Annotated in this window: 24 protein-coding genes and 3 pseudogenes; 11 read left to right on the plus strand and 16 right to left on the minus strand. The window is 67.8% G+C overall.

All coding sequences use genetic code 11. From position 1 onward, the window contains the following. Positions 1-24: 24 nt before the first annotated feature. A pseudogene (locus tag D9X30_RS21805) lies at positions 25-111 on the plus strand (VOC family protein); the annotation flags it as partial. 99 nt (positions 112-210) lie between these two features. Here the strand turns inward: D9X30_RS21805 and D9X30_RS21810 are convergent. Then, on the minus strand, positions 211-1,092 hold the full coding sequence (locus D9X30_RS21810; RefSeq protein WP_153945811.1) for a sensor histidine kinase: 882 nt from the start codon (positions 1,090-1,092) through the stop codon (positions 211-213). A gap of 236 nt (positions 1,093-1,328) precedes the next feature. Continuing rightward, a complete protein-coding gene (locus D9X30_RS21815; RefSeq protein WP_153945810.1) occupies positions 1,329-2,243 on the minus strand; it encodes an AraC family transcriptional regulator in 915 nt (304 codons plus the stop codon). Positions 2,244-2,484: 241 nt separating this feature from the next. On the opposite strand from D9X30_RS21815, the gene mnmH reads away from it, so the two are divergent. After that, entirely contained in the window at positions 2,485-3,546 is a 1,062-nt protein-coding gene (gene mnmH, locus D9X30_RS21820) for a tRNA 2-selenouridine(34) synthase MnmH (protein ID WP_153946080.1), read from the plus strand. A 12-nt stretch (positions 3,547-3,558) separates the two neighbouring features. Here the strand turns inward: mnmH and D9X30_RS21825 are convergent, their stop codons facing one another. Beyond that, on the minus strand, positions 3,559-3,933 hold the full coding sequence (locus D9X30_RS21825) for a hypothetical protein (protein ID WP_153945809.1): 375 nt from the start codon (positions 3,931-3,933) through the stop codon (positions 3,559-3,561). Between the two features lie 149 nt (positions 3,934-4,082). On the opposite strand from D9X30_RS21825, the gene D9X30_RS21830 reads away from it, so the two are divergent. From D9X30_RS21830 to D9X30_RS21840, 3 genes are read left to right on the plus strand one after another with little or no spacing between them, the layout of a single operon-like run. After that, positions 4,083-5,156, plus strand: a complete 1,074-nt coding sequence (locus D9X30_RS21830; protein ID WP_194946442.1) for an acyl-CoA dehydrogenase family protein — start codon at positions 4,083-4,085, stop codon at positions 5,154-5,156. Continuing rightward, a complete protein-coding gene (locus D9X30_RS21835) occupies positions 5,153-5,755 on the plus strand; it encodes an SAM-dependent methyltransferase (protein ID WP_153945808.1) in 603 nt (200 codons plus the stop codon). Before D9X30_RS21830 ends, D9X30_RS21835 begins: the two co-directional genes overlap by 4 nt. Beyond that, positions 5,752-6,438 (plus strand): glycosyltransferase family 2 protein, encoded by a 687-nt coding sequence (locus tag D9X30_RS21840; protein ID WP_153945807.1) that lies wholly within the window; start codon positions 5,752-5,754, stop codon positions 6,436-6,438. Before D9X30_RS21835 ends, D9X30_RS21840 begins: the two co-directional genes overlap by 4 nt. Here the strand turns inward: D9X30_RS21840 and D9X30_RS21845 are convergent. The 8 genes from D9X30_RS21845 to D9X30_RS21880 form a co-directional block, all read right to left on the minus strand. Next, positions 6,428-7,375, minus strand: coding sequence for a glycosyltransferase (locus D9X30_RS21845; protein WP_153945806.1), 948 nt, complete (start codon positions 7,373-7,375; stop codon positions 6,428-6,430). The two genes, D9X30_RS21840 and D9X30_RS21845, sit on opposite strands and share 11 nt — an antisense overlap. Continuing rightward, on the minus strand, positions 7,368-8,423 hold the full coding sequence (locus D9X30_RS21850) for a glycosyltransferase family 9 protein (RefSeq protein ID WP_153945805.1): 1,056 nt from the start codon (positions 8,421-8,423) through the stop codon (positions 7,368-7,370). The genes D9X30_RS21845 and D9X30_RS21850 overlap by 8 nt, the downstream gene beginning before the upstream one ends. Continuing rightward, positions 8,423-9,409: a glycosyltransferase family 2 protein gene (locus D9X30_RS21855; RefSeq protein ID WP_153945804.1), complete on the minus strand. Its 987-nt coding sequence runs from the start codon at positions 9,407-9,409 to the stop codon at positions 8,423-8,425. Before D9X30_RS21855 ends, D9X30_RS21850 begins: the two co-directional genes overlap by 1 nt. Then, positions 9,396-11,183 carry a carbamoyltransferase family protein gene (locus D9X30_RS21860; RefSeq protein ID WP_153945803.1) on the minus strand — a complete coding sequence of 596 codons (1,788 nt, stop codon included), beginning with the start codon at positions 11,181-11,183 and terminating at the stop codon, positions 9,396-9,398. The genes D9X30_RS21855 and D9X30_RS21860 overlap by 14 nt, the downstream gene beginning before the upstream one ends. Beyond that, positions 11,164-12,384 carry a glycosyltransferase family 9 protein gene (locus D9X30_RS21865; RefSeq protein ID WP_153945802.1) on the minus strand — a complete coding sequence of 407 codons (1,221 nt, stop codon included), beginning with the start codon at positions 12,382-12,384 and terminating at the stop codon, positions 11,164-11,166. The genes D9X30_RS21860 and D9X30_RS21865 overlap by 20 nt, the downstream gene beginning before the upstream one ends. Then, the gene (locus D9X30_RS21870; RefSeq protein WP_153945801.1) at positions 12,378-12,992 is read right to left on the minus strand and encodes a D-glycero-alpha-D-manno-heptose-1,7-bisphosphate 7-phosphatase; all 615 of its coding nucleotides are present in this window, start codon (positions 12,990-12,992) and stop codon (positions 12,378-12,380) included. Before D9X30_RS21870 ends, D9X30_RS21865 begins: the two co-directional genes overlap by 7 nt. Then, the gene (locus D9X30_RS21875) at positions 12,983-13,732 is read right to left on the minus strand and encodes an SDR family oxidoreductase (protein WP_153945800.1); all 750 of its coding nucleotides are present in this window, start codon (positions 13,730-13,732) and stop codon (positions 12,983-12,985) included. The genes D9X30_RS21870 and D9X30_RS21875 overlap by 10 nt, the downstream gene beginning before the upstream one ends. 75 nt (positions 13,733-13,807) lie before the next feature. After that, entirely contained in the window at positions 13,808-14,296 is a 489-nt protein-coding gene (locus tag D9X30_RS21880) for a hypothetical protein (protein ID WP_153945799.1), read from the minus strand. 317 nt (positions 14,297-14,613) lie between these two features. Here D9X30_RS21880 and D9X30_RS21885 point away from each other — a divergent pair, with 317 nt between their 5' ends. From D9X30_RS21885 to D9X30_RS21900, 4 genes are read left to right on the plus strand one after another with little or no spacing between them, the layout of a single operon-like run. After that, a complete protein-coding gene (locus D9X30_RS21885; RefSeq protein WP_153945798.1) occupies positions 14,614-15,873 on the plus strand; it encodes a glycosyltransferase family 4 protein in 1,260 nt (419 codons plus the stop codon). 10 nt (positions 15,874-15,883) lie between these two features. After that, positions 15,884-16,933 (plus strand): UDP-glucuronic acid decarboxylase family protein, encoded by a 1,050-nt coding sequence (locus D9X30_RS21890; protein WP_153945797.1) that lies wholly within the window; start codon positions 15,884-15,886, stop codon positions 16,931-16,933. 24 nt (positions 16,934-16,957) lie between these two features. After that, positions 16,958-17,698 carry a PIG-L deacetylase family protein gene (locus tag D9X30_RS21895; protein ID WP_153945796.1) on the plus strand — a complete coding sequence of 247 codons (741 nt, stop codon included), beginning with the start codon at positions 16,958-16,960 and terminating at the stop codon, positions 17,696-17,698. A 42-nt stretch (positions 17,699-17,740) separates the two neighbouring features. Continuing rightward, complete coding sequence (locus D9X30_RS21900) at positions 17,741-18,625, plus strand: glycosyltransferase family 2 protein (protein WP_153945795.1); 885 nt, start codon at positions 17,741-17,743, stop codon at positions 18,623-18,625. Between the two features lie 11 nt (positions 18,626-18,636). Here the strand turns inward: D9X30_RS21900 and D9X30_RS29880 are convergent, their stop codons facing one another. The 4 genes and pseudogenes from D9X30_RS29880 to D9X30_RS21910 all read right to left on the minus strand — a co-directional run bounded on the left by D9X30_RS29880 (position 18,637) and on the right by D9X30_RS21910 (position 22,324). After that, positions 18,637-19,641 carry a response regulator gene (locus tag D9X30_RS29880; RefSeq protein ID WP_502799668.1) on the minus strand — a complete coding sequence of 335 codons (1,005 nt, stop codon included), beginning with the start codon at positions 19,639-19,641 and terminating at the stop codon, positions 18,637-18,639. Then, positions 19,624-19,821, minus strand: a pseudogene (locus D9X30_RS29885) (hypothetical protein); the annotation flags it as partial. The gene D9X30_RS29880 and the pseudogene D9X30_RS29885, both read right to left, overlap by 18 nt. Positions 19,822-19,896: 75 nt before the next feature. Further along, positions 19,897-21,429, minus strand: a pseudogene (locus D9X30_RS29890) (ABC transporter transmembrane domain-containing protein); the annotation flags it as partial. Positions 21,430-21,586: 157 nt separating this feature from the next. Further along, on the minus strand, positions 21,587-22,324 hold the full coding sequence (locus D9X30_RS21910) for a recombinase family protein (RefSeq protein WP_153945793.1): 738 nt from the start codon (positions 22,322-22,324) through the stop codon (positions 21,587-21,589). Between D9X30_RS21910 and D9X30_RS21915 the strand changes: the two genes are divergently transcribed. Both D9X30_RS21915 and D9X30_RS21920 read left to right on the plus strand, forming a co-directional pair. Then, positions 22,323-22,586 carry a DUF6566 family protein gene (locus D9X30_RS21915; protein ID WP_153945792.1) on the plus strand — a complete coding sequence of 88 codons (264 nt, stop codon included), beginning with the start codon at positions 22,323-22,325 and terminating at the stop codon, positions 22,584-22,586. The genes D9X30_RS21910 and D9X30_RS21915 overlap by 2 nt on opposite strands. Then, positions 22,579-22,884 (plus strand): hypothetical protein, encoded by a 306-nt coding sequence (locus tag D9X30_RS21920; protein WP_153945791.1) that lies wholly within the window; start codon positions 22,579-22,581, stop codon positions 22,882-22,884. Before D9X30_RS21915 ends, D9X30_RS21920 begins: the two co-directional genes overlap by 8 nt. Here D9X30_RS21920 and D9X30_RS21925 read toward each other — a convergent pair. After that, a complete protein-coding gene (locus D9X30_RS21925) occupies positions 22,862-26,923 on the minus strand; it encodes a CheR family methyltransferase (RefSeq protein WP_153945790.1) in 4,062 nt (1,353 codons plus the stop codon). The two genes, D9X30_RS21920 and D9X30_RS21925, sit on opposite strands and share 23 nt — an antisense overlap. Between the last annotated feature and the right edge of the window lie 22 nt (positions 26,924-26,945).

Here is a 26,945-nt window from a genome sequence, read left to right on the forward strand (position 1 = left end):
ATCAGGTTGCCACCCCCCAATCTCTTCTGCCGCGCACCGCGTGGCGTGATGTTCGAGCTTAATACGCGCCGGGACGCCGCCCCCGAGTATCGGGGGACGTTCGACGACTGAGCCGGATGCGCCCCGAGACACCGCAGCCAGCCGACGACACGGCAGCCGCCGGCGCGGCCTTAGCGGTGTGAAAGCGCCCCGGCCGGCCCAGGCGGCGGCCTAGGCGGTAGCGTATAGCGGCAGGGCGACCGTCACCGTGGTCTGTCCATCGCCCGAGGCAGCGGCAATGGTGCCGCCGTGCAGTTCCACGATCGAGCGGCAGATGGCCAGCCCGATGCCCATGCCGTCGTCCTTCGTGCTGAAGAACGGTTCGAAGATCCGGGCCAGTTGCTCCGGCTCGATGCCGCGGCCATTGTCGATGACCTCGACCACGGCCATGCCGGCGGCACCGTGCCGCGTGCGCAGCGTCACCCGGGCAGTGCCCGGCGAGCCATCGCGCCTGGCCTCCACCGCATTGAGCAACAGATTGAGCATGACCTGCTGGATCTGCACGCGGTCGCCATGTACCGGCGGCAAGGTCGTATCGAGTTCGAGCCGCAGATCGACGCAGGCGACGCTGATCCGGCAATCGGCCAGCGGCAGCACCTCGCGCAGCGCATCGTCCAGCCGGAAGGGCTGGGGCGGCAACGGTTCGCGGCGCATCAACGCGCGCAGGCTGCGGATCACGCGCTCGGCACGTTCGGATTGCTCCTGGATGCGGCGGATTCCTTCGCTCACTTCCCCAGCCATCGGGGCGTCACGCTTCATCCAGCGTTCGATGGTGCCGGCTTCGATGCGGATGGCGGTCAGCGGCTGGCGGATTTCGTGCGCGATGGACGCCGCCAGCGTGCCCAGCGTGGCCACGCGCGACAGATGCACCATCTGCTCCTGCAGGCACTGGATGATGGCCGTGTCGCTGCGGCATGTACCCGCGTCCGCGCCGGCACCGCTCAGGTTTTCCTGGATACGCCGCTCGATGGCCTGTGCGACGTCACGGACCATGCGGATGGCGTCCAACTGGAATGCGGCGGCCTCCGAGGGCGGGTCGCTTTGCGGTGTCACGGCGGCATCTCCAGTTGGCAACAATCCAGCGCCGGCGGCGGCCGGGGCAGAAAGCTCGTGGCTTCTGGCGGCTCGCCATGCGGCAGTCAGACGCAATCTACGACACGCCTCAGGAATTGACTTGTCGATTTGTGCCGCGCCTTGTACGTCTGTGCCGCATTGCCGCGCTATACGCGGCTGACATGCCACCGAGGCGACCCCGCTGCTTCGGCGCCCCTGGGCGGCCCCGGCTTCTGTCAGCCGAGATAGCGGCGACGCCAGAGGCCGGGCGCCATGCCCGTGTGCCGCGTAAAGACGCGCGTGAAATGGCTCTGGTCGGAAAAGCCGCAGGCCACGGCGACCTCGGCCAGTGGCACGGCGGCGTCCCGCAGCAGCGCGCAAGCGTGTTCCAGCCGCTGGGACTGCAGCCACTGATAAGGCGTCTGCCCGGTGGTATCGCGAAAGGCGCGCGTGAAATGGCTGCGTGACAGCTGGCAGGCGTCGGCCACCTCGGCAATCGACAGGTCGCCGTCGAGCTTGGCGGCCAGCAGTTCCTTGGCGCGGGCCACGCTGCGCGGCGACAGCAGTCGGTTGACCCTGCGCGATGCCACCGGCTCGTCGCCATACTGGCTGACCAGATGCACGCCGATGGTCAGGCTCAACTGGTCGATGAACAGCCGGCAGGCATGTTCGGGATGGCTCAGCGCAGGCACCATCGCCTGGGCAAGGTGCGCCAGCACGGGGTCGGGCTGACCGGCGGTCTCGCGCAGGGCGCGTTGACGCACACGACCCATCTCGCTGCTGGTGCGCTCGATGAAGCTGCGCGGCAGCTCCATCAGGATGAAGTCGAAACGGGTCTGGTAATCGGCCTTGTAGTCCTCGGACAGGCTGCGGACGTAGATGTCGCCGGCCGCGAAATCGTGCGTGCGCGCGTGGCGCCCGGCAATGATGCGGCGGCGGTGGCCGGCCGCGAGGGCGATGCCCGCCACAAAGCCGCGCTCGGCCGCCGGCATGGCGATCTGGCCCGACTGCAGGCGCGCGCTCTTGCGATAGAACTGGATGTCGCCGCCCGCAAGGGCCTGGTCGGCGCCGAGCTTGTCCGCGGAGCAGCCGAACGTATCGACCGGACCCGGCGGGACCATCGGGACGGAGGTGGTTTGGGTTGTCGACATGGCGAAAGTCCGCGATGAATCACGATGATGCCGCCTGATTCTTACCAGATCCTTGCAGAAGCAGGCCGGCGCAGCATAGCACGCAGGCTGCGGCCACTGCCTGGCGCCCCCGCCGGATACCGCACCATTCCGGGGCGGCGCCCGGCAGCCAGATCTTCTGATCTTCTGTCATCCCGGGCGGCCCCGGTTGGAGTAGGCTTCATGCTTGAGCCATTTCCCCAGCCCGCTCTGCCCGTCCTTCATGAAGCCCTTTGTGCGCGTGGAAGACCGCCACGCCTTCGACACCATCATCGACGCGCGCTCGCCGGCCGAATTCGAGATCGACCATATGCCGGGCGCGATCAACTGCCCCGTGCTCGACAACGAGGAGCGGCGCATCGTCGGTACGCTGTACAAGCAGGCCGGCGCCTTCGAGGCCCGCCGGCTGGGCGGCGCCCTGGTGGCCGCCAACCTGGCCCGCCACCTGCGCGGCCAGTTTGCCGAGCGCCCGCCTGACTGGCGGCCGCTGGTCTACTGCTGGCGCGGCGGGCTACGCAGCGGTGCGATGACCACCTGGATGCGCATGGTCGGCTGGGACGCCCAGCAGCTCGGCGGCGGTTACAAGTCGTGGCGGCGGCATGTCATCGCCACCCTGGACACCCTGGCGCCGCAACTGCCGCTGGTGGTGATCTGTGGCGCCACGGGAAGCGGCAAGACCCGCGTGTTACAGGCCCTCGCGGCCCACGGCCAACAAGTGGTCGATATCGAAGGGCTGGCGCGGCACAAGGGATCGCTGCTGGGCGCGCTGCCGGGCGTGCCGCAGCCCTCGCAGACCCGTTTCGAGACGACACTGGCCGACGCCATCGAACACATTGACCTGTCCCGTCCGCTGTTTGTGGAAGGCGAAGGCGCGCGCATCGGCCAGCTCAACCTGCCTGTGCCGCTGGTGGCGCGCATGCGCGACAGCCTGTGCCTGGAGATCGACGTGCCGTTGCCCGCCCGGCTGGCCTTCCTGCTGCGTGACTACGCCTACCTGGGCGACCGTCCCGAATGGCTGGCCGGGCAGCTCGGACGGCTCAAGGCGCTGCACGGCAAGACCACCGTCGATGCCTGGCAGGCCATGGCGCGGGCCGGCAATCTCCCGGATCTGTTCGCCGAACTGGCCACCCGGCACTACGACCCGTCGTACGCGCGTTCGCAGCGCAGGCACTTTCATCGCTGGGACGATCGCATGACCATCGCGGCGGACACCCTGTCGGCCGACGGCATCGACGCGCTGGCGGCCGGCATTGCCGAGCAGGTCGGCGCGCGCTGGCCGGGGTAGATACCTACTGCATCACACCGCGCCGCCGCCCGCGCCCGGAACGAAAGATGCGAGACCTCGCGCATACGGATCAACCGGAAGGCTGCAATGGATCGCATGCGGTATAGCGATGACGACCTGGAGGCGCAACGGCAACAGGCCCTGATCGAACGAGACATATTCCCGGTGGACCACCGGATACAACGCCTGCGCCGCGAGATTCGCGCACGGCTGCGACATTTGCGCATCCTGAAGCGGAAAGGGTATCCGGTGGCGCATTCCGAGCGGCTGCTTGGACTGATGTGCCGGACGCTGGCCGTTGACCGCGCCTATCGGCGCGCGATGTTGAAGGCGATCCGGGGCCGCCTCCGATAATTCACGGTCGCCCCGGCCACGCGGCGCTTCCATGTAAGGCCTACAATCGACCGGCAAATATGGGGGCCGGCGCCACGCCGGCCCGGCGGGCTGCCTGCCCGGTCGCCTCTGCGAATCCCGTGCCAAGACGGCTGGCAGAGCCCCCGGGTGCTTTGGCAGGAATCTTGCGGCGCGCCGTGCATGTGAACGCACCGCCCGCCGCCATGGTCCCCGACGACACGCTCGGATCGCTGATCGCCCGTTATGACACGCCAGACGGCATGCCGCCGCCCGGCCACGGACAGACGCTTGCCCGCTGGCGATGCTTTTCGGACGTTGCCGCCACGCACGGCGCCGTCGCCATCAAGCTGTTCGAGGCACATGCCGATGCGCTGGCCATTCTGCTGGAGGTCGCGCAAGCGCGCCCCCCACGCGATACGCGCTGGGCGGTGTGGGCCGCCGAGCCCCCCGATGCCCGCGTGCACGCGCGGGCCGCCATGGACACCGACATCCGCCCGCTGGCGGCGCGTACCGGCCTGGCTGGTGGCAGGCCGCTCCGGCTCGATGGCCGCAAGGCATGGTGCTCCGGCGCGCAAGCCGTATCGCATGCACTGGTCACCTGCCACGACGGCAACGGCGGTGCGCTGATGGCGGCCATCGACCTGCACGGCGCCGGGGTGCGCATCACCAGCGAAGGCTGGCATGCCGTGGGCATGCGCGACACAGGCAGTGGCGACGTCATGCTGGATAACTGCCCCGCGCTGCAAATCGGCCCGGCAGGCGCCTATCTGGACCGCCCCGGCTTCTGGCATGGCGGCGCGGGCATTGCCGCCTGCTGGTACGGCGCCGTGCTGCCGTTCGAGCAGGCCGTGCGGCGCGCGGTATGCCGCCATGGCGACCCCCATGCTGCCGCCCACCTGGGCGCCATCGACAGCGACCTGCGTGCGACAGCCGCGTTGCTGCGCGAAACCGCTGGCTGGATCGACGCACACCCCAAGGACGACGCCTACGTGCCGGCCATGCGTGTGCGCGCCACGGTCGAGGCCACCGTCCAGCGCGTGATGCAGCGCGCCGGCAACGTGCTGGGCGCAGGCCCACTGTGTCGCGACGCGCGGCTGGCCGCCCTGTTCGCGGACCTGCCCGTACTGCTGCGGCAAAGCCACGCGGAACGCGATCTGGCGTTGCTGGGAGACAGGCTGAGTCAGCGCACAGGCGGCGGCAAAGGCGGCGATGCCAGCGGCGCCACCGATGCCGGCGAGCGGGGCCACCGGCTATGACGCCCCCGGACGCCACCACCGACTTCCATGCCATCTTCGAGCAGGACGACCCCTGGGGTCTGGCTTCGCTCTGGTACGAGGCGCGCAAGCGCGATCTGCTGATGGCTGCGCTGCCTGAGCCGCGCTATGCCCGGGCGCTGGAAGCGGGCTGCGCCACGGGCCTGCTGACCGAGCGGCTGGCCGCGCGCTGCGACGCGCTGCTTGCCATCGACATGATGCCACGCGCCATCGAACGAACCCGTGCGCGCGTGGCAGGCCTGCCGCAGGTCGAGACGCGCGTGGCAGCCCTGCCCGGTGGGTGGCCGGCCGGCCGCTTCGACCTGATCGTGCTGAGCGAGCTTGGCTACTACTTCGATCGCGAGCCGTGGCTGCAGACGGTGGCGCACGCCGCCCAGGCACTCACGCCTGCCGGCACCATCGTGGCCTGCCACTGGCTGCGCCCGTTCGCGGAGCGCGTCCAATCCACCCGTCACGTGCACGCCGCGATTGCGCGCCGGCCGGGCCTGCATCGGCATGTTCGGCATATCGAGCCGGACTTCCTGCTTGATGTCTGGTCGCGCAACCCCGAGCCGCTGCGCAGCCGGGAGCCCATGCGATGATCGGCGTCGTAGTGCCCGTCCACAACGAGGAAGCCAGTCTGGAGGCGTGCCTGCTCGCGCTGCGCGCCGCCGCGGTGCACCCTGGCCTTGAGGGCGAACCGGTGATGCTGGTCGTGGTACTGGACGACTGCAGCGACCGTTCGCTTGCCATCGCCAGCCGCCATGGGCCGGCCCACGTTACCTGCCTGACCATCGCCGCGCGCAATGTCGGCATCGCGCGCCACACCGGCGCCGAACTGCTGCTGGCGCTGGGCGCCCGCTGGCTGGCCTTCACCGATGCCGACAGCCGCGTGGCACCGGACTGGCTGGTGGCACAACTGGCGCTCGCCGCCGATGCCGTTTGCGGGCTGGTCGCCGTCGATGACTGGAGCGAGCATCCCCCGCATGTCCCCGTGCGGTTTTCCAAACGGTACCAGCGCGCCGACGATCATCGCCATGTTCACGGCGCCAATCTGGGCGTCTGCTCGCGGGCCTACCGCCGTGCGGGCGGATTTCCGCCCCATGCCAGCAGCGAGGATGTCGCGCTGGTGCAGCGCCTGATCGCGCTGAACGCGCAGATCGCCTGGAGCGCGCTGCCGCGCGTGGTGACGAGCGCCCGGATCAAGGGCCGCGCACCGGGCGGATTCGCCCATCACCTGGCGATGCTGGCCGGCCTTTGCAACGACACCACCCCTAGCGCGTGACGTCGCGAAGGGCGGCCTGCCAGTCGGCCACAAAGCGTTCGATGCCAAAACGCTCGCGCGCCGTCCGGGCGGCCGCCTCGCCCCAGCGCGCCGCCATCCCGGGGTCTTCCAGCAATGCGCGCATGACATCGACCAGCCCTTCGACGCGCGTATCGACATGGCCGTTGACGCCGTTGCGGATCACCGTCGCCAGTTCGGTCGTGGCCAGGCCGACCACGGGCATGCCGATGGTCATGGCTTCCACCAACGCGAGCCCCAGGCTCGTATAGCGGATCGGGTGAAAGAAGAAGCGATAGCGCGCCATGAAGCCGGCAAGCTCGGTGTTGGCAACTTCGCCGATGCCGCCCGCCGCCTGTGCGTCCATCCCCACCAGGTCCACCGGCACGCGCCGGCTGACGTCGGCAAAGATATCCGCGCCCAGCCGCCGGCCGCGCCTGGCCAGGTGATTGACCACGCTGATGCCGCGCGCGCGATGGCCGGTGTAGCGTACCGCGGGATCGACCACCACGCCGTGGTCGATGACACGCGTCGGCGTGATACCACTGTCCCACATCAGCGCATTGAACGGCGTGACATGCACCAGCAGCATCTTCGGGTCCTGCACCGGGTGCCGCGTGTTGGTGGGATGCGCCTGCGGCGGGTCGTGCTCGAGATAGATGGCCGGCAGCCCACGCTGGGTGGCGGTCAGCAGGGTTTCCCTGTCGTGGGCGTAGTGGTCGCTGTGCTGGTAGAGCACGCAGTCGAACGCCGTGCGTGGCACCGCGTCATACGGCACTTCGCTCACGTTCCCGCCCCATGGCAGCTGACCGCCCACGCCAGCGTAGCCGGGTGGGTAGCCGGGCCGGGTCACCAGCAGGAAGTCGTGCGGCACCTGCGACAGGTAGTACAGGTAGTTGCCATGGACGTGCCACGTCAGGATGCGCAATCGCCTAGACATATACGGTCTCCCGATCCGCGAGGCGCCGTGCCGCGGCGGCCACGCTGTCCACGTCGATGTGCAACGCACATTCATGCCCATACGGGCACGCCTGCCAGGCGCAGGGGCGGCATGGCGGATAGTCGGCCAGCACGTGGTGCAGCGTGCGGTCCAGCGGCGCCCATCGCTCGCTGTCACTGCCGCACGACACCACCACGCTGGGCGTGTCCATGGCCGCGGCGATATGCGATGCCCCGGTGTCATTGCAGACCAGCAACCTGGCGTGGGCGATCAACGCTGCCATCGCGCCCAACGACGTCTGGCCGCACAGGTTCACCACCGGCACCCCGGTCAAGGTGCAAAGCCGGGCAGCCAGTGCGCGCTCGTCGGGCGCACCCGTTACCACGATCCGCCATGGATTGCCCAGGCGTTGCGCCACCTCGGCAAAGCGTTCCACCGGCCAGCGCCGCGACAGCATGCGCGCGCCGGGGTGAATGCAGACATAGCCGCCCGGCTCCAGCCCATGGGCATCGGCCAGCTTGCGCCAGTCGCGCAGGTCGTCCGCGTGGAGCGGAAAGGAAAGATGCGTGTCCACGTGCGGATAGCCCAGTGCATGCATCAGGCCGAGCAGTCGTTCGATCTCGTTGCCGTCAGGCCAGGCGATCCAGAACTCGCCCGGCGCGGCGGGCCGTGCGCCGTCGGAGCCTTCGCAAAACCCGGCCACGCGTCGCGCGCCAAGCTGGCGGACCAGCGGATTGGTGATCGCCCCGCTTCCATGCAGCTGAATGGCGAGATCGAATCGCCGGCGCCGCGCGTCGGCGAGGAAGCGATCCAGCGCCTGCGCATCGGCGCCCTGCTCGGGCATGCCTGGCGCGCCCGGGAAGGCCATGAAGTCGTCGATCAGTGCGCAGTATCGCGCGGCGAAATCGCGTGCCCACGGCAAGCCGACAAGCGTGATGTGCGCGTCGGGCTCCGCCGCGCGCAATGCCCTGAGCGCGGGCACGGCGCAGAGCATGTCGCCCAGTTGCAGCGCGCGAAAGACGGCGACCTTGCGCGTGTCGGCCGGCATCACAGGAAACCCGTACGGAATGCCAGCGCCCCGCGCAGGCGCCAATAGAGCGACAGTGGCGGGATGACGATCGACGTCACCACCATCTCGCAGACATGGCGCGGCCGCCACGACGCACCGCGCAGCCGGCGCGCACAGAATGCCGCCGTCAGCAACACCCAGCCGGCTGCCGCGACCGCTGCCACCTGCGCGGCGCCGGCAAGCGCGCCGGCCAGCGCCACACCGGCACACGCCACGATCACGTAGTAGTCCCAGGGCGGCACACGCCGGATACGCTGGCGATACAGCCGCGGATGCTTCTTGTACAGCAGGGCATCAAAGAAGACCTTGGCCTGTGCCCGCGCGCTGGCACCCCATTCGGCGGGACGCACGGGATGCTCGACCACCGCATCGGTCGCGCGGCCCACCGGGCCGACCTGTCCTTCCAGACGGAACTGCAGGTCGGAGTCTTCCCGCCATGCGCGCGTGAAGCGTTCGTCAAAGCCACCGACCCGTTCGAATGCCGTGCGTCGCACAAAACAATTGGCGGTAACGAATTCCGCGCTGGCCAGCCCGGCCGTATCGCGCTCGTGGTCGGTTGGCCGTGCCGGCGTGGGCACCACGACCCGGCCCGCCGCCGCGCACCATCCGGGCGTGCCGGCCAGGGCCAGATAGCCGTTGCAGACCCAGTCCGGGGACGGGATCGTATCGTCGTCGGTGAAGGCCAGGATCTCCCCCCGCGCCAGACGCGCGCCAGCATTGCGGGCCCCGGCCGGCCCCTGCGTGGCCGGCACCGCCGTGTAACGGAACGTCACGGCACGATACCGGGCCGCCAGCGCCGCCACCAATGCCGCGATGGCCGGCTCGCAACCATCATCGGCCACGATGATCTCGAACGCGCGCGTATCCATCTGCTGATGGCACAGCGCCAGCAGACAGCGTTTGAGCAGCGCCTCGCGCCGATAGGTGGCAATGACAACCGAGACCAGCGGTTCAGACGCTTGCATCGGCGGTCTCCTTGTGGCCGGCCTTCATCGCCGGCGCGGCGCCTGGCTTCTCCACCAGGAACGAACCGATCACCAGCGCGTCCAGCGGAGACGTCCAGAAGCACTCCACGGCATCGCGCGGCGTGCAGACAATCGGCTCGCCACGCGTGTTGAACGACGTGTTGACCAGCACCGGCACGCCGGTCAGCCGCTCGAAGGCCGCCAGCACATCGTAGTAGATGGCGTTCTGGTCGCGACGGATCGTCTGCACCCGTGCCGTGCCGTCCACGTGCGTCACCGCCGGAATGCGCTTCGCCTGCTCGGGAATCACGTCATAGACGAACAGCATGAACGGGGCGGCACCGTCGCCAGGCTTCTTCGCGCGGAACCATTCACCCAGACGCTCCTGCATCACGACCGGCGCCACCGGCCGGAAGTCCTCCCGATCCTTGATGTCGTTAAGCCGCTGCTGCATGCCCGGATCGATCGGCGACGCCAGAATCGAACGCGCTCCGAGCGCACGCGGGCCGAATTCCATGCGTCCCTGGAACCAGCCGATGATGCGGTTCTGCGCCAGCAGCTCTGCGGCGCGTCCCGCCACGTCATCGAGCCGGCGATAGGGCAGCTTGGCCCAGTCCAGGAACGCCGCGATCTCGTCGTCGCCGAACGCCGGCCCCAGGTAGGCGTGCTCCATCGTCCAGTGCCGCGATGGCCGCCCGCGTTCCGTGAAGTCCACCCACAAGGCCGCCCCCAGCGCCGTGCCGGCGTCGCCGGCGGCCGGCTGCACCCATACCGCGTCGAACGGCGCCTGGTCGCGCACCCGCGCATTCATCACGCAGTTGAGCGCGACACCGCCGGCCATCGCCAGATTGGCTTCGCCGGTGGTTTCCGCGAGCCAGGCCGCCATGCCGACCACGGTCTCTTCGAGCACCTGCTGCAGGGAGCGCGCGATATCGAAGTGCCGCGCGTCGAAGGTATCGCCGCGCAGGCGCGCGGGGCCCAGCACCGTTTCGAGATCGACATCGGCCACGCGGTAGCCGCCTTCGCCATCGCTGGTCACCATCCGGCGGAACACATCGAGATGGGTTGGCTTGCCGAACGACGCCAGCGCCATGACCTTGTACTCGTCCGACGAATGCAGGAAGCCCAGATGACGGGTGACCTTCTCGTACAGCAGCCCCAGCGAATCGGGCAGGTCGATCTGCTTGATCCGCCGGTACTCGCGCCCATCGAACATGCCGTAGCTGGTGGTGGCCGATTCGCCGCGGCCGTCCATCGTCAGTACGGCGCATCGCTCGAACGGCGCCGCCAGGAACGCGCTGGCCTCATGCGCCATATGGTGCTCGATGAAATGCCAGCGAAACGGCCCGTCGTGACTGATCTCGCGGAAGCGGGCCGACAGGTGATGCGGGGCGCCCGAAGCCAGCTGCCGCGGCGCATTGACCACGTACGACAGGAACAGCGGGTCCCATGGCGATGTGCGAGCATCGGGCTGCCGGTCGCGCGACGGCTCCAGCGGCAGCACCACCGATTCCTGGCCATGCAGCGCGCCAAGCAGCAGCGCCGGATCATAGGAATACGCCACATGGTCGACGTCCGCCAGCGTGATACCGGCTTCGCGCAGGCAGTATTCGATGGCATGCCACGGCAGTTCCCACGCGCTGAACGGCACCGGCCGCTTGCCGTGCTTGATATGCGTAAAGCGTTCGTCTTCCGCGGCCGCCACCACCACCCCGTCATGCACCAGACAAGCGGCGGAGTCGTGATAGGCGGCGTTAATGCCGAGCGTGTACATGGACATCCTCCTTGGCGATGGCTTGCACGGGCATGTCCTGCCCGATGGAAACGTGCTGCGGCATCGGCGCGTGCCGGGCGTGGCAAGCCCACGGCATCGTCGTCCGTGCGCCGGCCTCGCCGCCGAGCAGCGCCATGGACGCCTCCACCACCTGCAGCACCGACACTTCGCGCAAGCAGCGATGATGGCCTTGCGGGCACGCACTCTTGTAGCAATAGCGGCACGGCACGTCCTGGAACAGCACACGGTGCGGCACCATCCATGGCGTGTGCTGCGGATTGGTCAGCGCGTACAGATCCACGACCGGCGTACCGAGCGCGGCCGCCATATGCACCGGGCCGCTGTTGTTCGACACCAGCAGATCGCTCGCCGACAGCAGTGCACCCATTTCGCCGATGGACAACCGGTCGGCCATCGGCACCACCGACGGATGGCCTGCCAGCTTGCAGACTTCCTCCACCAGGCAGCTTTCGCCACCATTGCCCGTGACGACGACAAGCGCGCCGACACCGACGGCCAGTTCCCGCGCCACATCGGCGAAGCGTTCCGCGGGCCAGCGCCGGGATGCGGCCGTGGCACCGGGATGCACTACCACGCGCACGGCGGCGCGATGCATGCCAGCCAGGTCTGTCAGCAGACCGTCCGCCATCGCGCGGTCCGCATCGGTCAGCGCAAAGCGCAGGCGCGGGTCGCCAGTGACGGCGCCTACGTGCGCCACAAGATCCAGCTGGCGCTGCGCTTCATGCCTTGGCGGCGCATCGCTCTTCGTGTCGGGCTCGGTGTCGGGCACCCAGTCGGTCAGCAAGGCATAAGGGTTCTCGAGGCAATGGGCCAGCCGCAGCGGAATGCCCGCCATGCCGCAGAGCATGGCCGCTGGCAGCGCGCTCTGGCTGTAAACGGTGAAGATCACCGCCGCGTCGAAAGACTGCGCCCCCAGCTGCGCGACCCCGTCGCCGATGGCGGCAGCCATGCCGCCGGCATCGTGCGCATGCCGGACCCACGGCGCATCCCATGCAATCACGTCGTCGATCATCGGAAGATGCGGCGCCAGCATGGCCGACGCGCGCGACGTCAGCAGCGTCAGGCTGCGCCCCGGTACGCTTTCCGCAAGCGCCTGCATCGCCGGCGTGGTCATCAGCACATCGCCCATGTTGTCCAGCCGGACGCACAGCACGCGCCGCGCTTGCTGCCATGTCAGCATGGCCGCTCCGTCATCATCGGGGGCGATGGTGAAATCGGCAGGCCGGCCGCAATGACCTGGGCCGCGCGGTCGAGCGTCGGGACGATAAAGTCCGGCGTACGCAGGGCACCGCCAATCCATTCGGTTTCGTTGCCGCAATCGACAAGCACCGTGCCGCAGCCGGCACGGCGTCCAGCTTCCACGTCGTCGAGGATGTCGCCCACCATCCATGATTTGCCCGGATCGCAGCCCAGCGCCGTGCAGGCCTGCCGCAGCAGGCCGGGCGCGGGCTTGCGGCACAGGCAATGCACGGCGTAGGGCCTGACCTGGCCGTCCGGATGATGCGGGCAATAGAAGAAGCCCGAGAGCCTGGCGCCATGCAGGGCAAACAGATCGCTCAGGCGCTGGCGGACGGCGTCGAGCGCTTCCTCGTCGAAGCGGCCCAGCGCGATGCCCGGCTGGTTGCTGACCACGGCAAGCGGCAACCCCAGCCGCGAGAGCCGGCGCAGCGCGTCGCCAACCGTATCGGCCAGGCGAATTTTCGCGGGGTCCACGTTGTAGGGCACGTTCTCGAGCAGCGTGCCGTCCTTGTCCAGCAGCACCGCGCCGCCACGCTCGACTATGGCCATGAGGTCTCCTTCATCGGCAGCACCATGACTTCCGGGATCACGGTTTCTTCGGGCTGCGTCAGCACGAAGCGGACGGCGCGCGCCACGTTTGCGGGGTCCTGCAGGTTCGAGGTGTCGATATCGGGAAACCTGTCGAGCAGGAAGGGGGTGCGCATGCCGCCTGCCACCACGGCCGATACCTTGACGCGATGCGCGCGCAGTTCGGCGTGCAGCGCATGCGACAGGCCCAGCAGGCCCCACTTTGTCGCGTGGTACGCCGACGCGTTCGGCCAGGCCCGCTTGGACGCCGTGGAGGCGATGTTGACGATATGCCCGCCGCCCTGGGCCTTCATCAGCGGCACGGCGGCATGCGTCAGCAGATACGGACCATACAGGTTGACCATCAGCACGCGCCGCCACTGCTCGGTATCCACTTCTTCGACGGGCAGCGTGATGTCGATGGCCGCGTTGTTGATCAGCCCGTCAAGCCGCCCCCCGCCATCCGCAATGTCGGCGAACAGCCGCTGTACGGCGGCCGGATCGGAGACATCGGCGCAACACACCGTGGCGTGGGCGCCCGCCTCGCGCAATGATGCCGCGCACCGTTCGCCAAGCGCCTCGTTGACATCGGCAACGATCACATGCGCGCCGGCTTGTGCGAGCATGCGGCAAATCTCGGCGCCCAGACCGCCCCCTCCGCCAGTCACCAGATACCGTTTGCCTTCCAGCAACGGATGCCTGTCTTGCTCGAAGTCCCGCATGTTGTCCTCCCCCTCGCGTCGTCAATGAATGGAGCCCTCCAGCGAATTGCATGCCATGCCCGTCGTTGCCGGGTATCAGCCCTGCATGTTGCCGTGCAGCCGTTCTCGCACCACGGCACGCAGCAGGCTGGCAATACAGCGCGAAAATGCCTCGTCATACCATCCGTTTGCACCGCTTGCGGCCACGACGATGCCGTCCAGCGCGATGGCGCCGGCCAGCACCGTATCGCCCGTGCAAAGCAGGTGTGGCGCGCGATCCATCAGCTGGCCGCTGTCGATGGCCGTGCGCCACGTGATGCGCGCCTTCTCGCGGGCGTAATACGCATAGTCGGCATCCCAGCGGTCGCGCGACGGCAGCGAGTGCTCGTACAGGATCGCCTGCTCGAACGCGCAGGCACCGTAGGGCTTGCCCGGATCCATGATGACGATGTGCAGGCAGTGGCTCTCGCCGACGCCCTTGTCGTCGAGACTGGCCTCGAGCATGGGCAACGCGAGCGCGATGGCGCGGCGCGCGGCCTCTGTATCGGCCAGCGGCAGGCGGCCGGCTTCGGTATGGGCTGACATGGGGTTTCCCGACAGGTATGGGTGCGTCTGCCATGCAAGCTTTGCGCCGAGCCGTGCCCCCGCCGCCGCCGCAGCCATGTCCGTGGCAATCGCCTTCCGTACACCGGCTGCGGACCAACGCTTCTACACGGCGGCAGTAGAAACGGCTCTCGCGAACTGCAAATGCGGCGCGCCCGCCCCCCGGCTTGCCGGGCGGCACGGCGTGACGCGGAGAACCGTTATAACGGTTCTCCGTACGGGCGACGTCTCCTTTCCACCAATTGGCATGCAAGCTGCAGACGGCCGGTCTGAACAACGACCACAACGCGGAGTCCGCCATGCGAAGAATTGCCCTCATCAGCGAACATGCCTCGCCGCTTGCCAGCATCGGCAGCGTCGACAGCGGTGGACAGAACGTCTATGTGGCTCACCTGGCCCGGCAGCTCGGCAAGAGCGGCTATCCGGTGGACGTCTTTACGCGGCGTGACAAGGCGCTGCTGCCGGACGTCGTGGCCTTCGCGCCGAACGTACGGGTGATCCATGTGCCGGCGGGGCCCGCCGTCCAGGTGCCTAAGGAATCGCTGCTGCCACATATGCCGGCGTTTGGCGACTACATGGTGGAGTTCATGCGCCATGACGCCATCGGCTACGACATCCTGCACGCCAACTTCTTCATGTCGGGCGTGGCGGCGCTACGCGCCCGGCAGGCGCTGGGCATCCCGCTGGTCATGACGTTCCACGCGCTGGGCAAGGTACGGCGGCTGCACCAGGGCAGCGCGGACGGCTTTCCTGACGCGCGCTTCGATATCGAGGACACGCTGGCACGCGAGTCCGATTGCGTGATCGCCGAATGCCCGCAGGATGCCGAAGACCTCGTTACCCTGTGCGGGGCGCAGCGGTCACGCATCGAAACAGTACCGTGCGGCTTCGACGACGAGGAGTTCGCGCCGGTGGAACGCGCGCAGGCCCGCGCCGCGCTGGGGTGGGACGGCAGCGAGTTCACGGTGTTGCAGCTGGGCCGCCTGGTGCCGCGCAAGGGCATCGACAACGTGATTCGGGCCATCGGGTATCTGCGCCACACGCTGGGCATACGTGCCCGGCTGTACGTGGTCGGCGGCAACGCGGAATCGCCGAGTGTCGCGGCCACACCCGAGATCGGACACCTGCAACAGGTGGCCGACGCGGCCGGCGTGGCCGACAGCGTCACCTTCGTCGGCCGGCGGGGCCGGGAACAGTTGCGCCAGTTCTATGGCGCATCGGACGTCTTCGTCACCACGCCGTGGTACGAGCCATTCGGCATCACGCCGGTGGAAGCCATGGCCTGCGGGGTGCCGGTGGTGGGCGCCAACGTCGGCGGTATCCGCTCGACGGTGCTCGACGGCGAAACGGGCTTTCTGGTGCCGCCCAATGCACCGGAACCGCTTGCCGAGCGGCTTGCGCAGCTTTGCGCCGACCCGGCCCTGATGCAACGCATGGGCGAGGCCGGCCGGCAGCGGGCCCAGGCGCTGTTCACGTGGGCGGGCGTGGCGCGGCAGATGGAACAGGTCTACGCCCGGCTGGCGCATGGCGCCGCTGGCGCCGGCCGCGTGGCGGCATAGGGGACACACCATGAAGGATCCTCATCAGAAGCGCATCCTGGTAACGGGCGGCGCCGGCTTCCTCGGCTCGCACCTGTGCGACCGCCTGGTCGAAGCGGGCCATGATGTACTTTGCGTCGATAACTTCTACACGGGCGGCAAGGAAAATATCGCTCACCTGCTGCCACGGCCCAATTTCGAATTGCTGCGTCACGACGTGACGTTCCCGCTCTACGTGGAGGTCGACGAGATCTACAACCTGGCCTGCCCGGCGTCGCCCGTGCATTACCAGAGCGATCCGGTGCAGACGACCAAGACCAGCGTGCATGGCGCCATCAACCTGCTGGGCCTGGCCAAGCGTGTCAAGGCGCGCATCCTGCAGGCTTCCACCAGCGAAGTCTACGGCGACCCCGACCACCATCCGCAACAGGAAAGCTACTGGGGGCACGTGAATCCAGTCGGAAGGCGGGCGTGCTACGACGAAGGCAAGCGGTGCGCGGAAACGCTGTTCATGGACTACCACCGCCAGCACGGCGTGGACGTGCGGATCGCCCGGATTTTCAATACCTACGGGCCTCGCATGCATCCGGCCGACGGCCGCGTGGTGTCCAATTTCATCTCCCAGGCGCTGGCCGGCGAGCCGCTTACGCTCTATGGCGACGGGTCGCAGACGCGTTCGTTCTGCTACGTGGACGATCTGGTCGAAGGGCTGATCCGCCTGATGGCATCGGATGCGGCCGGCACGCCGGTCAATCTGGGCAACCCGTGCGAAACCACGATGCGCGACATCGCCACCGAGATCCTCCACGCCACCGGCTCGGCCTCGACGCTCGAGCATCGGCCGCTGCCGGAGGACGATCCGCGCCAGCGGTGCCCCGACATCACGCTGGCCCGCACGCTGCTGCAGTGGCAGCCGGCCGTGCCGCTGGCACAGGGATTGCGATTGACCGTGGCTGCGTTCGTATCCCGCCGGGCGGCGCAGCAACGCGCGCGCGCCTGCGCGACACTGTGGCAGCCGCCCGTGGGCGAGGCACGCGACGAGGCGCCCGCGCCCGACTGGCACCCGACCGACTTCCGCTGACTCCGCTGACTTCCGCAGATATCGATGCCTTTTCTTGAGATTCCCAAGCCGCTGACCGTCATCTCTCCCCACCTGGACGACGCCGTCTTCAGTTGCGGCGCGCTGCTTGCCGCCGCGCAGGATGCCGTGGTCGTCACCGTGCTCGCCGGTGTGCCCGACGCCCGCACCGAGGTGCCGGACTGGGATCGGGCCGCAGGCTTCGGCAGCGTGACGCAGGCCGTTTCGCAACGGCGCCGCGAGGACGCACGCGGCCTGAACATGCTCGGCGCGCGACCCGAGTGGCTCGGCTTTCTCGATGGGCAATACGGCCGGCAGTACAGCGCGGAAGACATCATGGCCGGGTTGGCCGCTTCGCCGTCGATACAGCGCGGTGGCACCGTGATTGCGCCAATGGGGCTGTTCCATAGCGATCACATCCTGGTCAGCCGCGCCTGCATGCTGCTGCGTGCCACGGTATCGAGCATGCAGACCGCCGATACGGCGGAAGGCGGCACGCCAACGCCGCCGGTGCAATGGCTGTTCTATGAAGACGCGATCTACCGGCGGCTGCCCGGCATGGTGCAATGCCGCCTGATGGGCTGGTGGCAGGCCGGGCTGATCGCCGCGCCGGTGCATTTTCCCCTCACACCCTGGCAAAACATGAAGATGGCAGCCGTGGAGGCCTACGAGAGTCAGCTGCCGCTGTTCAACGCGGGCCAGCTCGCGGACCTTGGCGCGCCGGAGCGGTACTGGGCGCTCGACATCGTGCCGGCAGAAGGCACGTAATCCGGCGCACGAGCCGGCACACTGACGGTCGCGCAAACGACAATGGATGCTATCCCCTGGCACGCCGGCATCAGCGTGGTCGTGCTGACCTACAACCGCCGCGACACCCTGTGCTGGACGCTGCGCCATCTGCAGGGCTTGCCCGAACGGCCCCGTATCGCAGTGGTGGACAATGGGTCCACCGACGGCACCGCGGCCATGGTGCGCGATGTCTTTCCGCAGGTCGTCTGCCTGCGTAGCGACACCAACCTGGGCGCGGCGGGCCGGAATCTTGGGGCGCAATGGGCGGCCCAGGTGGCCGGCACCCCGTACGTGGCGTTCTGCGATGACGACTGCTGGTGGCAGCCCGGATCGCTCGCCCGGGCCTGCGCACTGCTCGACGCGTATCCCGCCGTGGCCTCGTTGACTGCGCGCATCCTGGTAGGTGCTTCCGGCAAGGAAGACCCCACCAGCACGCTGATGTCGCGCAGCCCCCTGCCCTCGGCGGACCTGCCGGGTCGCGCCATTCTGGGCTTCATGGCTGGCGCGACGGCATTCCGCGCGGAGGCCTTCCTGGCCGCCGGCGGTTACGACGAACGGTTTTTCATCGGTGGAGAAGAAACCGTGCTCGCCTGGAAGCTCGCCGCGCACGGCTGGCGGATGGTCTACGCCCCCGAACTGGTGGTTCATCATCATCCCAGCCCGTTGCGCGACAGCCGCGCCCGCCGCGCGCTGCTGGCACGCAACGCCGTGTGGGCGGCGTGGCTGCACCTGCCAGCCACCATGGCGATTGGCGATACCGTGCGCGCCATGCCGTCCCTCGCCATGCATCTTGGCGTGGCGGGGTGGCGCGAACTGGCGCACGGGATGCAGTGGGTGCTGCGTGAGCGGGCCGTGGTGGGCGACCATGTGGTGGCGGCGCTGCGGCTCACGCGCCGGCAACGCTGACGCCCGTCCAGTCAGGACGACTCATTGCGCGAGCCACGCAGCACGCCGGAAGACCCTGCCGAAAGCGGGTCGCCCGATGGGGCCGACGGTCCGGCCGCGGCATGCCGGTAGTGGGCCGATATCGCCGCGATCAGCTCCGCCATCTGCACTGGCTTCGACAGATGCAGCTGGAAGCCCGCCATCATCGCGCGGATGCGGTCCTGCGGCTGCGCGTGACCGGACAGCGCAATGGCGGTGACGCGGCGCACCAGCGACACTTCGCGCTCGGATTCCAGCCGCCGCACGTCGCGCAGTACGGTGTAGCCATCCTCTTCGTCCAGCGCGATATCGCAGAGCAGCACCTGGGGCCACTGGGCCGGCGCAGTTTCCGACAGGTGCTGCAACAGGTCGCGCCCGTGCGCGAATGCCAGCGCCTCGGCACCCAGGTCTTCAAGCGCATCGACCAGCACGTCGCGCGTGGGCGCATCGTCGTCCAGCACCAGCACGCAGCAGCCGCGCAGCGTCTGCGGACCGAGCGCAAGCGGCGGCGCGTCTGTCAGCGACAACTGGGGCGTCGCCAGCGGCTCGCCCAACGGGCGCATCGGCATGCGCAGCTGCCACATCTGCTGGGCCGTATCGGCCTTAAACGTGATGCCCGCCTCGGCCAGCTCCGCCTGCAGCCGCTGGATCTCGGCGGCCGACACCGGATGCCCCTGCGCCGACGCCGTGGCCGACAGGGTCAGCGCCGCGTCGCCGTTGCTGCGCTCCAGGCGCAGCTCGATGCGGCCACCCGCTTCCACCGCCTCGACGATGCGCTCGCAAAGCTCCCATATCACCTTCTGCAGCAACCCCGGATCGCCGGTCACGCGCAGCTCGGCCTCGCCCACGACCGTGAACAGGTGGATATGGCGGGACGCGATGCGCTCGCGCAGGCCGTCCACCACGCCGGCGACAATCGTTTCGAGCCGGATGGGCTGCAGCGCCAGCCGCTCTTCGGTGCGCTCCAGTTCGCGCTGCTGCTGCTGCAGCCGCCACATCTGCGCGTAGACGCCGCCGCGCGCCAGCAGCGCCTGGTGCGTGCCGGCTTCCACTACCCGGCCATGTTCCATGACCAGGATATGGTCCGCATCGGTAATGGTCGACAGCCGGTGCGCGATGATGAATGCGGTACGGCCCTTTGCCACACGCGTCAGTTCCAGCTGGATGGCGCGCTCGGTACGGGTGTCGAGCGCCGACGTGGCTTCGTCGAACACCACGATCGGCGGCCGCTTGAGCATGGCGCGCGCGATGGCCACGCGCTGGCGCTCGCCGCCGGACAGGCGCACCCCGCGCTCGCCGACCATGGTCTCGTAGCCGTCCGGCAGGCGATCGACGAACGTATCGAGCTGGGCTGCGCGCGCGGCTTCCACCACATCGGACCGCGACGCACCCTCCAGGCCATAGGCGATGTTGTAGGCGATCGTGTCGTTAAAGAGAATGGTGTCCTGCGGCACGATACCCACCGCCTCGCGCAGGCTGCGCTGGGTGACCAGCCGCAGGTCCTGCCCGTCGATCAGCACGCGACCCGAGTCCGGTTGATAAAGCCGGAACAGCAGGCGCGCCAGTGTCGACTTGCCGGAGCCGCTGCCGCCCACCACCGCCACGGTCTGTCCCGCACCCACGCGGAAGCTCACGTCCCACAGGGTCTGGCGGCTGGGGTCGTAGCTGAAATTCACGTGCTCGAACGCAATCTCGCCCTGCCCGACCACCAGCGGCCGCGCGCCGGGCGCATCGTCGTCCTCGCCGGCGCGGCCCTTCGCGTCTAGCAGCGCGAACAGGCGTTCCACATTGGTCATTGCGTCGTTCGACTCGCGAAATATGAAACCGAGCGTATTCAGCGGCAACACCACCTGGATGATGTACGCGTTGATCAGCACGAGGTCCCCGACCGTCAGCGTGCCCTGCGCCACGCGCTGCACGCCCAGCAGCATGACGCTGGCCACCCCGATGGCAATGCACCCGCTCTGCGCGATATGCAGCGCCGACAGCGCGTGCTGGTTTTCCACGCTGGCCTCGACCCAGCGGTCCAGCAGGCGGCCAAGGCGGCGCGCCTCGAACGATTCGCGGGCGAAGTACTTGACGGTGTCGTAGTTCAGCAGGCTGTCCACCACCTTGCTGTTGGTCTGCGCCTCCACGGCGTTGACGCGGCGCTGCACCCGCACGCGGCGGCGGGTCAGCAGCGCCGTACAGGCCGAATAGAGCACGAAGACGACCAGAATGATCGCCGCGAACTGCCCGCCGTAGCCCGCCACCATGATCACCAGCACGGCCGTGATCTCCAGCAGCGTGGGCACGATGGTGAAGACGGCAACACCAAGCAGAAAGCCGATGGCGGCCGTGCCCTTGTCCATGTCACGAATGATGCCGCCGGTCTCGCGCTGCGAATGGAATCGCGCACCCAGGCCGTGCAGGTGCGAAAACGCGCGGGCCGTGAAGGTGGCCACGGTGCTCTGCGCCACTTGCGCGAACACCACGTCACGCAGTTCGTTGAACGCGTTGCCGAGCAGCCGCAGGACGGCGTAGGCCAGCACCAGGAAGACCGGGATCGTGACGATCAGGCGCACCAGCGGCCCCATGCTGGCGGCGCCGGCGGGGTTGGCCAGCGTCTGCGCGGACGCCGCCTCGTCCACGATCAGCTTCAGGATCAGCGGAACCGATACCGTGGCGGCCTTGGCCAGGAGCAGCAGGACGATGGCCACCACGACACGGACGCGATGGCGCCAGATGGCCGTCCAGAGTTCGCCGGCAATGCGCCGGCGCGATACTGGCATCGCAGTTTGTGGCATGCGCTTGGCCTCCGCAACCGAGAAAGTTCGGGAACGGTATCGCCAGGCGCAAGGAGTATGCCCATCGCCACGTCAGCGTTCGCGCACGGTCAGCGGCGGCGCGCGGGCAAGAATTGCATCGCGCCACGCCGATCGTACATGGTGCGGGGGCGCCGCGTCACTCCGGGTGGACGTCCCGGATCCGCATGATGGTCTGCCGTGACACCTTGAAAGTGCGGGCCAGTTCGCTGACCGACGTGCCCCGGCGCAGCGCCGCCCGGATTTCATCATGCATGTTGGTGGCCAGCGCTGGGCGCCTGCCCAGGCGGCTGCCGCGCTCGACGGCCTGCTCGGCGCTGGCCTTCATCCGGGCGCTGCGCGTGTCGCGTTCCAGGCCCTCCACTGCCTGCAGTGTCCGGAATGCCGTGGATGCGGCGTCGGTCAGCATCCCTTCGCCGGTTTCGAGGCAGTGAAGTTTCACGCCAAGCGCCCGGAACCGCTCCACCGTGGCGACCACGTCGCGCACGGAACTGCCAAGACTGCACAGGCGCAGCGTGGCCACCACATCCCCGGCGCGCAGACGCCGCAGAAGTTGCTGCATGCGCGGGCGCTCGAGCGCAGCGATTGACGTCGGGGTGCATTCCCACCAGGCCTGTCCGAAATCCACGACATAACCGGCGGCGTCAAAGCTGACGCATTCCTTTTCGAACTCGCGAAGGGTGGAAGCCTGATTGGTGTAGACGTGGATCGAGGGCATGGGGCGGTGCGTGACCGATAGTGAGTGCAAGCATATCAGGATGTCCTGAACCTGGACATTCCGGACAAGGCTGCCATGTATCGCCGCGGGGGTGACCTTCTTACAATTTTTCCACAGGCAATCGATATGCCTGGTATCTGGAAGCAAGGAGACCGCCATGGCAATGCAACAGTATTATGGGCATACCGTCGAAGGCGCCGCGCTGTTTCTGGGCGAAAACAACTGGCAGGCATCGGGGCGCGTGGCACAAGGCGGCGCGGTCCTGGTGCAGTCGTGCGACATTGGCGTTTTCCGGACATGCGAACGGGCCATGGCCGAAGGGCTGGCCTGGGCCAAGGACTGGATCGACCGCAACCAGTGTCCTGGCTACGTCCAGCCGCTGCCTCCTGCGGCGGGAAATCCCGAGCCGCTCCATGCATGATCCGTCCCGTACCGGGCAGCGTCGGTGCTTCGACCCTGCAGCGGCGCTGGCCCAGGTAGACCGACACATCGCCGAAGGCCGGACGATTATCCGCGGCCAGATTGCCGTGCTGCGCCAGATGCAGCAGGACGGCCTGCCCACCCGCAATGGGCTGGAACTGCTGGCCGCGCTGCGCGCTACCGTCGAGGCATTACGCCGGCATCGCCGCTTCGTGCTCGAAGCCATGCCGCCCGGGCCGGCGGACCATGCGCCGCGCCCGGATTGTTCGCCGGCTGTCAGGCAAGCCGAAGGCGCATGAGCGTGGAAAGCAGGTCATCCAGCATGACCGGCTTGGGCAGATGCGCATCGAATCCCGCCTGCAGCGCCGCGTCGACGTCACTGTGGCGGCCATAGCCGCTGAGCGCGATAGCGGGCACTTCCTTCAGCGCGTCCTGCCCGCGTACCCGGTGGACCAGCTGATAGCCGTCCATGCCGGGCATCCCGATATCCGACAGTAGCAGGTCGGGCTTGCGCAACTGCATGGAAGCCAGCGCCGACTCGCCATCGCTGGCCACGTCGACCAGGGCGCCCTCGGCCTCGAGCAGCATGCGGAAGGTTTCCACGGTCTGCTGATCATCGTCGACCAGCATCACATGCATACCGCGCAGCAACGATGCCGGCAGCACACCGGCGTCGTCTTCGGCCATCGCCGGCGTGCCGACCGGCAGCGTCACGGTGAAGGTACTGCCCTGACCGGGGCCGGCCGATGCGGCCTCCGCGGTGCCGCCGTGCAGTGTCGTGATTTCCTTGACCAGATTCAGCCCGATGCCCAGGCCGCGCGAGCGCGCCCGCATGGCGCCGCCCTGTCGGAACATGTCGAAGATATGGGGCAGCGTCTGCGCATCGATGCCCATGCCGGTATCTTCCACGGTCAATCGCGCAACGCTGGCATCGCTTTCCAGCACCACCTTGATGCGGTCGCCTGACTCCGTGAATTTCAGCGCATTGCTGAGCAGGTTCCAGATCACCTGCTCGATGCGCGTCACGTCGGCATGAATCCACACGGGCTGGTCCGGCAATGCCGCCTCGAGCGTCGTCCCCCGCTGGCCCGCCTCTTCGCGCACCGCATCGCTGACGTGCCGCACAACCTCTGCGAAATCGATCGTGGTGCGCGCGACCGACAGCTTGCCGGTGCGCACGCGGGACATGTCCAGCAGGTCGTCGATGATCTGTGCCTGGCCAAGCACCGTGCGCCGGATCGTTTCCGTGGCACGGGCGATCATGGGATTGCGGCGCGCCTCCGCGGAACGCGCGATCAGTTCGCTGCTGGCACTGATCAGGTTCAGCGGATGCTTCAGTTCGTGCGACGCCACGGCCAGGAACTCGTCACGATGATCCTGGACGGGCGTGGCGCGGAACCCGCCATCAAGACGCAGCGCGCCTGCCGGCACCGCCTCGTTCATGTCGCGGCAGATCTTGGCATAGCCGCTGACGCCGGACTGTTCCAGCCGGGACAGCACGCCCGTGGAGCGGAAGCGCGTGCCGTCCTTGCGCAGGTGCCAGCGGTCTTCCTCCACCCGCCCGAACTTGCGTGCCTGCGCTCTTTCCTCCGCCGGCACACCGCGGTCGCGGTCCTGCGGCAGATAAAGCACATCGGCCGGCTCGCCCAGCAGTTCCGCTTCGGTGTAGCCGAAAATGCGTTGGGCGCCCATGTTCCAGCTGGTAATGCGGCCGTCGTCGTCGAAGGTGATGATCGCGTAGTCGCGTGTGCTTTCGGCCACGATGCGCATGCGCCGTTCGCCCTCGCGCAACTGGGCCTCCGCCGCCTTGCGCGACGTGATGTCGATAAACGACAGCACGGCGCCGTCGATGCGGTCTTCGGTCGTGCGATAGGGCAGAAAGCGCGCCAGATACCAGCGGCCATCGCTGCTTTGCACCTCGCGCTCGATCAGCCGCAGCGAATCGAAGGCCTCGGCCGCATCGTCGGACAGCTTGTCGTAATCGAGCCGGTGCGTGATGTCCAGCAGCGAGCGGCCAATGTCGGACGGGATGATGCTGAACACGTCGGTGGCACGCGGCGTGTAACGCTTGATACGGATGTTTCGGTCGACGAAGATCGTGCCAATGTCGTTGGCCATGATCAGGTTCTGCAGATCGTCGTTGATCTTGCTGGTTTCCTCGACCTTCGACTTCAGTTCGGCATTGACCGTGGTGAGTTCCTCGTTGATCGACTGCAGCTCTTCCTTGCTGGTCTCGAGTTCCTCGGTGGCCGAGCGCAGTTCCTCGTTGATGGCCTGCAGTTCCTCGTTGGACGCCTTCAGTTCCTCGGTGGACGTCTCCGACTGCTCGATCGTGGCCTGCAGTTGTTCCTTGGTGCGATGCAGTTCGCGTTCGAGCTGGCTGACGATCGGGTCGGGCTGGCGCTTCTGCGGGGCGTCGGACGACTCGCTCATGCTGTCCTCCACCTCATGGAACAGGATCAGGACAAAGTCCGCATTGGCCTCGGCGTCATGCACGGGCCGCGCAATCATGTTGACGAAGTAGTTGCGCCCGTCGCGCGTCAGCTGCACGCGTCGCGCCTCCACGCTATGGTTGGTCTGCAGGGCCTGGAAGATGGCCGTGCGCAGTTCCAGGCGCAACTCGGGCCGTACGGCCGCGATCACGTTGTGGGACGGCTCGCCGCCTGCATATTCGAGGAAGCGCCCCGCGCGATCCGACAGGTGAACGATGTCCGACTCGCGGCTGACCAGCACGCTGGGCGGAGCATGCTGCTCCACCAGACGCTGGTGCAGGTCACCGAACGAGAACTTGCGCCGTCCAGGCGGCTGCATGATCGCAATCGGCATGCGCATGTTCTGCATGGCCGCCGACATCGGCACGGGTGCATCGCCGCGTACCGCGACATTGGCCCGGTAGATGCGCGCCTTCTTGTCCACCACCGAGAACAGCGAGCTGACGCTGTCCGCCGCCTCGGAACTCCCGAGGAACAGATAGCCGCCGGGACGCAGCGCAAAGTGGAACGTGCGCAGGACGTCGAGCTGCGCCTCGCGATCCAGGTAGATCAGCAGGTTGCGGCAGCAGATCATGTCCAGCCGCGAGAACGGCGGGTCGCGCAGCACGTTGTGCAGGGCAAACAGCACGTGTTCGCGCAGTTCCTTCTTGACGCGGTAGTGCGCGGCGTCCTTCACCAGGAACTGGCGCACTCGGCCAGCATCCACATCGGCCAGGATCGATTCCGGATACAGCCCGGTGCGCGCATAGGAGATGGCCCGCTCGTCGATATCGGTGGCAAACACCTGGAACGGCACGGCTTCCGCGTTCCGCGACGAGGCCTCCGCCAGCAGCATTGCCAGCGAGTAGGCCTCCTCGCCCGTGGCACAGCCGGCAGACCAGACGCGAATCGGCTCGTTTTCGATGCGATGTTCCAGCAGCTGCGGCACGACATCGTTCTGCAACAGGTCGTAGGCGTCCTTGTCGCGGAAGAAGTTGGTCACGCTGATCAGCATGTCCTGCAGCAGGTGCGGCGTCTCGTCGGGGTGGTCGTGCAGGAAGTCGCGATACTCCTGCAGTTCCGACAGCCCGCTGACCTGCATGCGGCGCTCGATGCGGCGCAGCACCGTAGCGCGCTTGTACTGGCGGAAGTCATGGCCGGTGCGCGTACGCAGGATGACCATGATCTCGCGCAGAATCCGCTCGTTGTCCGTGGCCACGACGTCGTCCGCATCCGACTCGGCCTCCACGGTGGCGCGAATGCGGCGCTTGTTGGACCACATCTCCAGCAGACGCTGGGGCATGTCCGCCACGGGCAGCACGAAATCGACCTGACCCGTACCGATGGCGGCGCGCGGCATGCTGGAGAATGCAGCGTCATCGGGTTGCTGTGCCACCACGATGCCGCCCAGTTCCTTCACCCGTGTGATCCCGACGGCGCCATCAGCACCAGCGCCCGACAGTACGATCCCAACCGCCCGGTCACGGTGGGCTTCCGCCAGCGAGCGCAGGAACAGGTCGATGGCCATGCGCCGGTCATCATGTGACGCAGCCGCCTGTACCCGCAGGTATCCATCCACCATCGTCAGCACCATCGACGGGGCAATCAGATAGACGTGATTGGGCTCGATGGCGGTGGCTTCATTGACCTGTTGCACCGGCATCGAAGTGACCCCGGACAGGATGCCCGGCAGCGACGTGGCGTGATCCGGCGACAGGTGCAGGACAATGACGTATGCAGCACCCGTGCGCGCCGGAATGGCTTCGAAGAATGACCGCAGGGCCTCGATCCCGCCCGCGGATGCGCCAATTCCCACCACAGGAAAGTGAAGTTGACTGGGAATCGATTTCACCTTGGACGGAGCCATGAACGTAGACGCGCCGATGCTG

Origin of the sequence: Cupriavidus sp. U2 (assembly GCF_009663685.2) — a bacterium.
Taxonomy (GTDB): Bacteria; Pseudomonadota; Gammaproteobacteria; order Burkholderiales; family Burkholderiaceae; genus Cupriavidus; species Cupriavidus necator_C.